This is a genomic window from Paracraurococcus ruber (assembly GCF_004353985.1).
Lineage (GTDB): Bacteria > Pseudomonadota > Alphaproteobacteria > Acetobacterales > Acetobacteraceae > Paracraurococcus > Paracraurococcus ruber.
The window spans coordinates 1-11749 of the sequence record NZ_SMOA01000180.1; the positions used below are offsets into that span (position 1 = coordinate 1).

Here is an 11749-nt window from a genome sequence, read left to right on the forward strand (position 1 = left end):
CCCGGCGCCGCGGCGGCCGGCGGCCGCGCCGCCTCCGCCCCGCCGGCGCGGCTGCCGCGCATGATCTCGTAGAAGCCGAACAGCAGCAGCAGCTGGGCGAACAGCATCTGGATGCTGGCCAGCACCCGGATCCCGTCATCCTCCGGCTGGATGTCGCCATAGCCGACCGAGGACAGGGTCACGACGCTGAAATGCAGCGCATCCGAGAAGTCGAGCCGCATCGGCCCGGCCGGTCCGTGGAACAGCGGATGGCCCGACAGCCCGTCGGCGATCCGGTAGAGCGCGCCGAAGATCACCACCAGCAGCGCCCAGAGCGAGGAGAAGGCGGCGATGGGCACCGCCAGCCTGGACAGCCGCAGGGTGACGGCGCGGAAGATGACGGCGACATCCACCAGCAGCCGCACCACATCGGCCACCGAGACCACGCTGATCACCGCGATCACCGTCATGGCGGCCAGCAGCGCCAGGCCCTGCGCCGCCGGGTCCAGCCGGTTCACCGGGGCGGAGAGCGAGACCACCCCGACGGCGCCCACCGCCACCAGCCAGCGGGCGAAGCGCGGCAGATGCGCGATGTCCGCCGCCTCCTCCCCCTGCGCCCAGGCGCGCAGCACGCCGCGCCGCGCCCAGCAGGCCAGGACGAAGGCGCCGACCGGCAGCAGGAAGGCGATGCCGCGGGCCAGGGGCGGCGCGTCCGGGAAGCCGGCCCGTCCCAGCACGGCGAAGAGGCAGGCATACATCGCCAGGCCATTGGCGGTGCCGAGGGCGAATTGCGGCCCGTGCGGGTAGATCAGGTACAGCACGCCCACCGCCAGCGCCGCCCCGCCCAGCACCACCAGGGGCAGGCTGCCGCCGCGGTCGGCGATGCCGCCGGCCACCAGGAGCATCAGCGCGACCGAGAGGCCGAGCGCGGTGCCGAAGCCCTTGGGCGCCCGCCGCCGGCGCGGCCGGCCCGGCATGGTCACGCGGCCGGCGCGCCGGGGCCGAGCGCCGCGATGCCGGTGATCTCGACCCGCCAGGCGGGATCGACCAGCGGCGCCTGGATGGTCATCCGCGCCGGCTTGGCCGCCGGGTCAAGCCAGCGGTCCCAGGCGCGGTTCATCGCCGGCGCGTCGCGGATATCGGCCAGGACCACGGTGACCGAGAGCAGGTGGCGCTTGCTGGTCCCGGCCTCGGCCAAGAGGGCGTCGATCTGCGCCAGGATGTCGGCCGTCTGCCCTTCGGCATCCAGCGTGGCGTCGTCGGCCACCTGGCCGGCCAGGTACACCACGCCGCCATGCACCACCGCGCCGGAGAGCCTGCCCTCCTCCGCCAGCCGCCGGATCGCCATCGCCCGCCCCCCCTGTCGAGTCCCCGCGCATCCGTGATAGCCCGCCCGGCGCGCGCGGGCAGCCCCGAACGGTGGCTTGCCGGACCGGTGGCGGTTGCACCATATCGCGCGGGCGGCCGCCCCGCCGCACCGCAACCGGCCCGCCGGGGGACCCGATGCTGCCCATCCTTGCGCGCACCATGCTCGCCAGCCGCTACCTGCTGGCCGTCTTCTTCCTTGGCCTGGTCGCCTCGCTCGGCCTCTATGCCATCCGCTTCCTGTACAAGCTCTGGAAGCTGGCGGCGGAGGTGACGACGCTGCCGGAGGAGGAATTCCTGCTGGCCGTGCTGCACCTGGTGGATGCCGCGCTGGTCGCGTCCCTGGTCGTGATCGTCGCGCTGGCCAGCTTCGACAGCATGGTTGCCCGGCTGCAGCGGAACGAGCCGGAGGATGACCTGCGCTGGGTGTCGCAGACCGACCACGGCAACCTGAAGATCAAGGTGGCGACGGCAATCGTCGCCATCTCCTCCATCCACCTGCTGCAGGTCTTCCTGAAGGTGGAGACCTATCCCGAACACGCCGTGTTCTGGCAGGTGATCATCCACATGGTCTTCGTCGTCGGCGCCGTGCTGCTGGGCGTGCAGGACTGGATCGGCCGCAAGGCGAAGGAGAAGTAGCGGCCGGGTCAGCCCGCCGCGGCGGTTTCCGGCCAGGCCAGCTCGATCTGCACCCGCGGGCGCTGGAAGGCCGGGACGATGCCGGTGACTCGGACCTCGGCGGCCTCCGGGTTCTGGCCGTAGGCCTCCAGCGCGTCCTCATCCTCGCGCGGGAGCCAGCCGAGCGGCCGCCCCTCGGCCGTCACCACCTCGAAGGAACAGCCACGGGTCGGACGGCGGGACCGGCGGAGCCGCAGCGGCGTGCCGATGCGCAGGCCGGCCAGGTCCTCGATCGCCGCGCGTTCCCCGATGCCGGAGATGAAACTGCCATGGGCACCGGCCGCGCCGGGCCAGAGGTCGGGCGTCATGCCGGCCACCCTGGCCGCTGCGACCCCCGTACCCCCGAACTGCCTCGCGCCACGACCTTAACCCCCCATTCCCGCCACACCCGGGCGGCGTCGGCGCGGCATAGCCGCCCCGGCCCGGAATCCGACATGCACCTGCCGCAGCACCGCCATGAATGGCGGTCCCGCCGCGGCGGCGCCTTGCCCCTGCACCCTCAACGCCCGGCCCGCCCGGCAGGCACCCCGCAATTTGTCGTAGGACCGACACGAACGCCCGGCCGCCGGCGCGAGGGGCCGGACGATCATCTCCTCAAACAATGGCGAATTCCTTGCCGTCGCCGGCCGGGGGCGCCGCGAACCGGGCAGGATGCCGGCATGACCCAGCGCCCCATCCGCGTGAACCGCGCGCCCGTCCTCACCCTCTGGGCCGCGGTGGTGGCCGGGCGGCTGGGCCACCCGCCGGCCACCGCCTTCAGCCTGGCCAGCGCCGTCGCCGGCACCGCCGCCCGCGCCAAGGCCCGGCGGCTGGGCCTGGCGGAAACCCGGGTGGAGGAGCCGCGGCCCGGGCCTGCCACGCCCGGCCAGGCCACGCCCGCTCAGGCCCTGCGGCTGCTGGGGCGGGAGGTCGCGGTGACCGAGGAGGCGGGGACCCTGCTGGCGGCCGACGCGGCGGGGCGGCCGGCGAGGCCAGCGGCGGTCGAGGCCTATGTGGCCCGCGCCTTCGGCCCGCACCTGGCCGAAGTGCGGGCGGCGATGGAGGCCCTGGCGGCCGGCTTCGCGCCGGAGGAGCTGAACCGCATCGGCTTCCGGCTCTACGAGGCCTTCCGGCCGGAGGTGGCGGAGGGCGTCGAGGGCTGGGGCGCGAAGGCCGACCTGCATCTCGACCGCATCCGCAGCGCGGCGGGCTGAGCATGCCGGGCGCCCGCCCGCCGCGTCCGATCAATCGGCGCCGGCCGCGCGGGCCACGGCGGGCGATGCGGCGGCGGCCCGGTGCGCATCCTGCACCTTCTCCTCCAGCCAGAGCCCGTTGTGCTCGCGCGCGTAGTTGTAGTCCACGCGGCCGGTCGCCATGGCCTCGAAGGCGCCCTCGGCGCCGATGCTGCCGACATAGATATGCACCAGGATGGCGGCGATCATCAGCATCGCCATGCCGGCATGCACGATATGCGCGACCTGCAGCAGGCTGATGTTGTCGAGGATGGCGGGGGCCAGCAGCAGGAAGCCACTCGCCGCGGCCAGCAGGCCGCCGCCCAGCACGAACCAGTAGAGCGCCTTCTGCGCGGCGTTGAAGCGGCCGGCCGGCGGGTGCCCCTTGGCCAGCGGCCCGCCCGCCTTCACCCACGCGACGTCCACCCAGGTCGGCAGGTTGTCCCGCGCCCAGATGGCGCCCATCACCAGCAGGCCAAGGGTGAAGGGGAAGGCGACGAAGTGGTGCACCGCCTGGCTGCCGAGCGTCAGGGCGGTGAAATTCTCCGGCCCCAGCAGCGGCCGCAGCAGATGGACGCCGAAGGTGATGTTCAGCCCGGTGAGGCCGAGAAGGACGAAGCTGGAAGCGACCATCCAGTGATTGACCCGCTCCAGCACGCCGTAGCGTTCGACGCTGCGGCCGGACCGGCCGGCTTCGATCCGCTGCGGCCCCTTCCACAGGTAGAGCAGGGCGAGCAGCCCGAGCATGCCGAGGACCAGGACGGCCCCGGCGATGGTCAGGATGCGGGTGCGGAACTCGCGCCAGTCCCGCCCTTCCGGCTGGATCAGGATGCCGGCGGCCTGGTTGGGGATGCTGACCATGCCTTGGATCACGCCGCCGCGCAGCGCGTGCTGCAGCTCCGCCTCCGCCGCATCGGCGCCGCCGCGCGCGGTCATCGGCGGCGGCGCGGTGATGGGCGCGACCGGCACGGGCGGCCGCGGCGCGATCGCCTCCCGGTCGCCGCCCGGGGGATGGCCGGTGGCGGAATGCCGCTCCGAGGCTTCGGGCTGCTGGCCATTCGCGCCGCCGCGGCCGGCGCCGACCTCGGGCGCGGCCGACTGCACCTCGGGCGCCCCGGCGGCGAGGCCGGGCGCCTGCTGCTGCGCCATGGCGGTGCCGCCGAAGGCGAGCATGGCGGCCAGGGCCGCCGACGGAAACGCCGTCATGCCGACAGCTCCTGCTTGTAGGCGGTGCGCCAGCCCCAGGCGCCGGAGCCGTAGCCACGCTGCTGCACCCTCTCGCGGTAGATGCTGGCGATGATGTCGCCGTCGCCCGCCAGCAGTGCCTTGGTCGAGCACATCTCGGCGCAGAGCGGCAGCTTGCCTTCCGCGATCCGGTTGCTGCCGTACTGCAGGTACTCCACCGGCGTGTTGTCCTGCTGCGGGCCGCCGGCGCAGTAGGTGCACTTGTCCATCTTGCCGCGGCCGCCGAAATTGCCGATGCGCGGGTATTGCGGCGCGCCGAAGGGACAGGCGTAGAAGCAGTAGCCGCAGCCGATGCACAGGTCCTTGTCGTGCAGCACCAACGCATCCGCGGTGCCGTAGAAGCAGGAGACCGGGCAGACCGCGGCGCAGGGCGCATCCGTGCAGTGCATGCAGGCCATGGAGATGCTGCGCTCCCCCGGCCTGCCGTCGTTCAGCGTGACGACGCGCCGGCGGTTGATGCCCCAGGGCACCTCGTGCTCGTTCTTGCAGGCGGTGACGCAGGCATTGCACTCGATGCAGCGGTCGCTGTCGCAGAGGAATTTCAAGCGTGCCATGGTCACGCGCTCCGGATCTGGCAGAGCGTGACCTTGGTCTCCTGCATGAAGGTCACCGGGTCGTAGCCATAAGTGGTGACGGTGTTGGCGCTCTCCCCCAGCACGATCGGGTCGCTGCCCGGCGGGTAGTGCCGCCGCCGGTCCTCGCCCTGCCACCAGCCGCCGAAATGGTAGGGCATGAAGGCGACGCCCTTGCCCACCCGGTCGGTGACCATCGCCTTGACCCTGATGCGGCTGTTGCTCTCCGGCCCCAGCACCCAGACGAACTGCGCATTGCGGATGCCGCGCTCGGCGGCATCGGCGGTGTTGATCTCGACGAACATGTCCTGCTGCAGCTCGGCCAGCCAGCGGTTGGACCGCGTCTCCTCGCCGCCGCCCTCGTATTCCACCAGGCGGCCGCTGGTGAGCACGATGGGGAAGTCGCGCGCGACGGTGTGCGAGCGCATCTGCACGGTGAGGCCGAGATGCGGCATGCGGAAGCCGCGGCGGTCGCGCAGCGTCGGGTAGGTGCCGGCGGGCGCCGGCGCATCCGGGTTCGCCGCCATGACCGCCGCCTGGTCCGGCGTCGGGATCAGGTCGGTACGCGGGGTGTAGATCGGCTCCCGGTGCATCGGCACCGGGTCCGGCAGGTTCCAGGCGACGGCGCGAGCCTTGGCATTGCCATAGGGCACGCAGCCATGCGCCATGGCGACGCGGATGATGCCGCCCGACAGGTCGGTGGACCAGGAGACGCGGTCGATAGTCTCCCCGCCGACGCGGCGGATCGACTCCTTCTCGTGCTCGGTCAGCTCGTCGAACCAGCCGAGTCGCCGGAGGACGGCGACGGTGAACTCCGGATAGCCGTCCTGGATTTCCGACCCCTTCGACCAGGACCCTTCGGCCAGCAGGGTCTGGCCGTTGCGCTCCACCCCGAAGCGGGCGCGGAAGGTGCCGCCGCCTTCCTTCACATGCAGCGAGGTGTCGTAGAGGATATGGGTGCCGGGATGCTTCATCTCCGGCGTGCCCCAGCAGGGCCAGGGCAGGCCATAGACCTCCCCCTCCACCGGGGATCCCTTGGCGCCGCGCAGCGTGGTGATGTCGAAATGCTGCTGGTTCGCCATGTGCAGCCGCAGCCGTTCCGGCGACTGGCCGGTATAGCCCAGCGCCCAGGCGCCGCGGTTGATCTCCCGCAGGATGTCCTCGACCACCACCTGGCCGTTCTCGACCTTGATGTTCTTGAAGAGCTGGTCGGCGAAACCGAGCCGCCTCGCCAGGTCGTACATGACGTCGTAGTCGTTGCGGCTCTCGAAGATCGGGTCCACGACCTTCTCGCCCCATTGCAGCGAGCGGTTGGAGGCGGTGCGGCTGCCCACCGTCTCGAAGCTGGTGCAGATCGGCAGCAGGTAGGTGCCGTTCCGCCGGTTGGACATGGACGCATAGCTGGTCGGCACCGGGTCGCAGACCACCAGCAGCTCCAGCTGCTCCATGGCCTTCACCGCCTCCGGCATGCGCGTGACGGTGTTGCCGCCATGGCCCATGATGACCAGGGCTTTGAAGTTGCTCGGCTGCTCGACCTGATCGCGCGGCAGCACCACCGCGTCGAACCAGCGGGTGCTCGGGATGCCGGGCGTCTCCATCAGCTTCTTCGAGTCGAAGCGGGAGACCATCCAGTCGTAGTCCACCTGCCAGACGCGGCACCAGTGGCGCCAGGCGGCCTCGTCCAGGCCGTAATAGGCCGGCAGGGTCGTGATATCGAGACCCATGTCGGTCGCGCCCTGCACGTTGGTGTGGCCGCGGAAGATGTTGCAGCCCGTGCCGGACTTGCCCACGTTGCCGGTGGCCATGCAGAGGATGCTGAAGGCGCGGACATTCGCCGTGCCCACCGTCTTCTGCGTCGCGCCCATGCACCAGATCAGCGTCGCCGGCTTCTGCGTGGCGAAGACCTGCGCCATGCGCTTCAGCTGCGCCTCCGGCACGCCGGTCACCCGCTCCACCTCCCGCGGGTGCCACTTCGTCACCTCGCGCCGGATCTCGTCCATGCCGTGGACGCGCTGGGCGATGAACTCCTTGTCTTCCCAGCCATTCTCGAAGATGTGCCAGAGCATGCCCCAAATGATGGGAATGTCGGTGCCCGGGCGGATGCGGACATAGTCGGTGGCGTGGGCGGCCGTGCGGGTGAAGCGCGGATCGACGACGAAGAAATTCGACCGGTTCAGCTCCCGCCCCGCCAGGATGTGCTGGGTGGCGATGGGGTGCGACTCGGCGGGGTTGCCGCCCATCACGATCATCGTCTTCGAATTGCGGATGTCGTTGTAGCTGTTGGTCTGGGCGCCGTAGCCGAAGGTGTTGGCGACGCCGGCCACCGTGGTGCTGTGGCAGATGCGCGCCTGGTGGTCGGTGTTGTTGGTGCCCCAGAAGGCGCCGAATTTGCGGAACAGGTAGGCGGCCTCGTTGGTGAATTTGGCGCTGCCCAGCCAGAACACCGCCTCCGGCGTGCTCCGCTGCCGGATCTCCAGCAGCTTGGCGCTGATCTCCGCCATCGCCTGGTCCCAGGACAGGCGCCGCCACTGCCCGTCCACCAGCTTCATCGGGTATTTCAGCCGACGGTCGCCATGCGTCAGTTCCCGCACGCTGGCACCCTTGGCGCAATGCGTGCCGCGGTTGATGGGCGATTCGAAGGCCGGTTCCTGCCCGGTCCAGACGCCGTTCTGCACCTCGGCGATCACGCTGCAGCCGACCGAGCAATGGGTGCAGACATTCTTGATGCGGGTGATCGGCACCGGGCCGTCCTGCACCACGGTGGAAGGCGCGTCCCTGGACGGCGTCTGCGCCCGGCTCAACCCGGGACCCAGGGCGCCGAGCGCCGCCAGCCCGGCACCGCCCAGCCCCGCCTGCCGCAGGAAGCCGCGGCGGTCATGCCCGCCGGCGGACAGGCCCTGATAGGTCGCCGCCAGCCTCTGCCGCGCCGCCTGGCCGGTGCTCCGCTTGGTCAGCATCGCGGCGGCCCTCAGTAGCGGTTGGTGCGGTAGAAGGCCCGCACATGGTCGGTCTCGCGGTAGCGCGGCTTGCGCTTCTCCGCCTCGCTCTCCTTCTGGGGTGGCAGGCCGCCGGTGCCGCCTTCGGCCTCGATCGCTGCGGCCGGCCCCGCCACGGCGGCCAGCCCCAATGCGCCGAGGAAGCCGCGCCGCGCCGGTGCCCTGCCGTCCCGATCCGTCTCACGAGCCATCGCCATCCATCCTCGCCCGGGAAAAGACCCACCCCGGAGTGAAGCGCGAACGCGGTGTCGCCATCTTGGATGCATGGCCCGCGCCGCTTTTCCGCGCGGCAAACCGGCACCGCCCCGCGGCGTTGCGGCGCCACCGCATCAGGAAGGACCATGGTCATGCCGCGGCATGCGAGGATCGTGACCGCGCTGGGGCTGACGCTGGCCTGTGCCCCCCTGGCCCATCCGGGGACGACCCTGGCCCAGGGCACCGCGCCGACCCAGGGCGTGACCCAGCCGCAGCCGCAGCCCGCGCCGCCGGGCGGCCCGCCCGTGCCGCCGGCAACGGTCGCCAAGGATGGCCAGCCGCGGCAGGATCCGGGCGGCGGCGGCGCCAGCACCGCGCCGCACACCACCGCCAACACGCCCCTGCCGCCGCCCGGCCAGGCCGACCCGCCGGCGCAGCGCTGAACGGGCGCGGCGAAGCGTTCCTTCATCCGGATGCCCCGATCCGGATGTCACGCCGCCGTCGCTCGGCGTCGCGGCGCGGCGTCACATGCCGCGCCTCTCCGGAGAATTCCCGCGCGAGGCCCGGCTTTGGCCATGCGAGTCGTCGCGCCTGCATGGCGGGGTCGCGCCTGTCGGCATCCTGCCCCGGCAGCGTGGCGAGACCGCATCACCGCGCATCGCATGGGCCGGACGGCACCGATTCCGCCGGACCGGAGCCGGCGCGCATGCCGTCTTTGCCCATGCAGAGGCATAAGCTTGCAACCATTTAAGATTCCAAGTCCGGCACGCCGCATGCAATTCCGCTAAGCCGGACACGCACTGGTTGTGCGGGAGAAACGCGTGACTACCATTACCGTTGGTTCCGGAAAGCAATACGCCACCATCGCCGCTGCCGTCGCCGCGTCCCGCGACGGGGACGTCATCCAGGTGCAGGCCGGCACCTACACGAATGACTTCGCCGAGATCCGCACGAAGATCACGCTGCAGGGCGTCGGCGGCATGGTGCATCTGGCGGCCACCGTGCCGCCGCCCAACGGCAAGGCGATCCTTGTCACCAATACCGACGTCACCATCGACCATTTCGAATTCTCGGGCACCAAGGTGAAGGACGGCAATGGCGCCGGCATCCGCTACCAGGGCGGCCACCTGACCATCACCAACAGCTATTTCCACGACAACCAGGACGGGCTGCTGGGCGGCACCTATGCCAATGGCGTCATCGACATTCGCAACACCGAATTCGCGCATAACGGCGCCGGCGACGGCTACACCCACAATCTCTATGTCGGGAAGATCGCGGCGCTGAACATCGCCGACAGCTACTTCCACGACGCCGTGGTGGGGCACGAGATCAAGAGCCGCGCCGCCGCCACCACCATCACCAACAGCCGCATCTTCGACAATGGCGGCAGCGCCAGCTACAGCATCGACCTGCCAAATGGCGGCCATGCCGTGCTGACCGGCAACACCATCCAGCAGGGCGCCGCATCGCAGAACCCGAACATCGTCGCCTTCGGCGAGGAAGGCGGCCTCTGGGCCGACAACCGGCTGCAGATGACGAACAACACGGTGCTGAACGACCTCGGCTCCGTCAGCGCGCATGCCGTCTGGAACAAGACCACGACGGCCGCGAGCATCAGCGGCACCAGGATCTGGGGCCTGACGGACGCGCAATTCGCCAGCGGGCCGGCCAACGTGACCGGCAGCACGCATCTGGGCCGCGAGCCGGCGCTGGACCAGCGCCATCCCTGGGGCACGGCACCCACCGGCACCGATGGCGGCACCGGGGGCGGCAGCACCGGTGGCACCGGCGCGGGCGGTGGCGGCGGCACCGGCGCGGGCGGCGGCACGCCGGGCGGCGGCGACATCGCACCGCCGGGCAGCTACGGCACCGAGGGCGCCTGGACCCAGGCCAGCGCGGTGTGGGACGGCCATCGGACCTATGGCGGCGCGGACTACCACACCCTGGCCGCCAAGGCGCCCTGGGGCAGCGTCCCGGCCGCGCAGGTCGCGCCGGGCAGCTGGGACCCGAATTTCGCCACGCATCTTGCCTATGACAACTTCACCCGCGTCCGCATCGACCTGCACGCGGCGGGCACGACACCGCTCGACCTGCTGGTGGTCGGCGCCAAGAACGGCGCGCTCATCGCCGGCAATGGCGACGACACCATCACCTGGGTCGCCGGCAGCAATGCCGCGGGCAACGACAACACCATGGCGATCCGCACCGGCGGCGGCCATGACACGGTGCATGTGACGGCCGCCGGCGCCTCCACCCTCGCCGGCTTCGACGCCACCGGCAATGGCAGCCTGTGGAATGCCGCCTATGACGGGCGCTACTCCACCGCCGACATCACCCTCGGGTCCGGGACGGCCAGCGTCACCGGCGACGCCATGGTGCGGCTGCTGGTGCATGCCGGCGACGGCGCCGCGACGGTGGCGGCCGGCGGCGGCGCGGATGTCATCTATGCCGGCAAGGGCGGCCTGGAGTTCACCGGCGGCGCCGGCGCCGACACCCTGGTGCTGCAGCGTGGCGCCGGCCATGCGGTGTTCGAGGATTTCACCGCCGGCAGCGACCGCCTGCGCTTCGCCGGCCTGACCGCCGCCGACATCTCGACCAAGGCGGCGACCGAGGGCGGGGTGGCCGGGCTGCTGGTCACCTATGATGCGGCGGGGGACAGCGTCTTCCTCGCGCATGCGGCCGCGCTGTCGGCCCGGGACATGGTCTTCGCCTGAAGCCGGCATGCCGGCATCCCGGGCTTCGCGCCAGGCATGGCGCGCAGTGTCGGGGTGGCGGCAGCCCGCCAGGGCCCATGGCGGCCTGCATGGCGGCTGGCCGCCATGGGCCTGGCGGGCGAATGCAAGTCGGTCCCACCGAGGCGGAGCGGATCGCGGCGCGGCATGAACCGCACGCCGCATGCGCCCGCTCTCCGGTCAGTGCCCTGGCGCTGCCTGCAGGTTCGGATGAAGGCGCAAGCAGCCATGGCCGTCGTCGTGGCGGCCAAGCCATCCTGCCGGCCGGAGCGGATCCGGCGGCCGCAAGGGCCGCCGGCATGACATCCCCCGGACGCAGAAAGGGCCCCGGCGGCAACCGCCGAGGCCCTGCACCATGCGTTCCCGGCCGGGACGGAGCCTATTTCAGGTTGACCGCCTGCCGGCCGCGCTGCCCGTCGCGGACATCGAGCGAGACCTTCTCGCCTTGCTGCACATCCTGCCGGCCGGCCCGCTGCAGCACGGAGGAATGCAGGAAGACATCCTGCCCGCCATCCTCGGGCGTCACGAAGCCGAAGCCGCGCACCTGGTCGAACCACTTCACCGTGCCGCTGACCTCATAGGTCGGGCCGCCGGCATCGCGGTCGCCGAAGTCACGCCGCGGCGGCCGGTCGCCGAAGCCGCCGGACCGGGGCGCGCCGAAGCCGCCGCCACCGCCGCCGAAATCGCGCCGCGGCGGACGATCGCCGAAGCCGCCGCCGCCACCGAAATCGCGCCGCGGCGGCCGGTCGCCGAAGCCGCCACCGCCGCCGAAG

12 protein-coding genes are annotated in these 11749 nt (G+C 71.6%); 4 read left to right on the forward strand and 8 right to left on the reverse strand.

What is annotated here, in order from left to right; genetic code table 11:
- Both E2C05_RS22865 and E2C05_RS22870 read right to left on the reverse strand, forming a co-directional pair.
- Positions 1-956 (reverse strand): potassium channel family protein (locus E2C05_RS22865; RefSeq protein WP_240046842.1); only part of this gene is annotated, 956 nt, incomplete at its 3' end.
- 2 nt (positions 957-958) lie between these two features.
- Entirely contained in the window at positions 959-1327 is a 369-nt protein-coding gene (locus E2C05_RS22870) for a RidA family protein (protein WP_133221963.1), read from the reverse strand.
- Positions 1328-1482: 155 nt separating this feature from the next.
- Here E2C05_RS22870 and E2C05_RS22875 point away from each other — a divergent pair, with 155 nt between their 5' ends.
- Positions 1483-1983 (forward strand): TIGR00645 family protein, encoded by a 501-nt coding sequence (locus E2C05_RS22875; RefSeq protein ID WP_133221964.1) that lies wholly within the window; start codon positions 1483-1485, stop codon positions 1981-1983.
- Positions 1984-1991: 8 nt separating this feature from the next.
- Here the strand turns inward: E2C05_RS22875 and E2C05_RS22880 are convergent, their stop codons facing one another.
- Positions 1992-2330, reverse strand: a complete 339-nt coding sequence (locus E2C05_RS22880; RefSeq protein WP_133221965.1) for a hypothetical protein — start codon at positions 2328-2330, stop codon at positions 1992-1994.
- 351 nt (positions 2331-2681) lie between these two features.
- Here E2C05_RS22880 and E2C05_RS35190 point away from each other — a divergent pair, with 351 nt between their 5' ends.
- Positions 2682-3215: a hypothetical protein gene (locus E2C05_RS35190; RefSeq protein ID WP_133221966.1), complete on the forward strand. Its 534-nt coding sequence runs from the start codon at positions 2682-2684 to the stop codon at positions 3213-3215.
- Between the two features lie 30 nt (positions 3216-3245).
- Here E2C05_RS35190 and E2C05_RS22890 read toward each other — a convergent pair whose 3' ends face one another.
- The 4 genes from E2C05_RS22890 to E2C05_RS22905 are packed head-to-tail and all read right to left on the reverse strand — an operon-like array spanning position 3246 to position 8237.
- Complete coding sequence (locus tag E2C05_RS22890; protein ID WP_133221967.1) at positions 3246-4439, reverse strand: formate dehydrogenase subunit gamma; 1194 nt, start codon at positions 4437-4439, stop codon at positions 3246-3248.
- On the reverse strand, positions 4436-5032 hold the full coding sequence (gene fdh3B, locus E2C05_RS22895) for a formate dehydrogenase FDH3 subunit beta (RefSeq protein WP_133221968.1): 597 nt from the start codon (positions 5030-5032) through the stop codon (positions 4436-4438). Before fdh3B ends, E2C05_RS22890 begins: the two co-directional genes overlap by 4 nt.
- 2 nt (positions 5033-5034) lie before the next feature.
- The gene (locus E2C05_RS22900; RefSeq protein ID WP_133221969.1) at positions 5035-8007 is read right to left on the reverse strand and encodes a formate dehydrogenase subunit alpha; all 2973 of its coding nucleotides are present in this window, start codon (positions 8005-8007) and stop codon (positions 5035-5037) included.
- Positions 8008-8018: 11 nt separating this feature from the next.
- On the reverse strand, positions 8019-8237 hold the full coding sequence (locus E2C05_RS22905; RefSeq protein ID WP_133221970.1) for a hypothetical protein: 219 nt from the start codon (positions 8235-8237) through the stop codon (positions 8019-8021).
- Positions 8238-8387: 150 nt separating this feature from the next.
- Here E2C05_RS22905 and E2C05_RS22910 point away from each other — a divergent pair, with 150 nt between their 5' ends.
- Entirely contained in the window at positions 8388-8684 is a 297-nt protein-coding gene (locus E2C05_RS22910; RefSeq protein ID WP_133221971.1) for a hypothetical protein, read from the forward strand.
- 378 nt (positions 8685-9062) lie between these two features.
- Positions 9063-10958 (forward strand): right-handed parallel beta-helix repeat-containing protein, encoded by a 1896-nt coding sequence (locus tag E2C05_RS34070; protein ID WP_192912509.1) that lies wholly within the window; start codon positions 9063-9065, stop codon positions 10956-10958.
- Between the two features lie 397 nt (positions 10959-11355).
- Here E2C05_RS34070 and E2C05_RS34770 read toward each other — a convergent pair.
- The coding region (locus tag E2C05_RS34770; protein ID WP_240046840.1) for a cold-shock protein at positions 11356-11749 on the reverse strand (394 nt) is incomplete at its 5' end.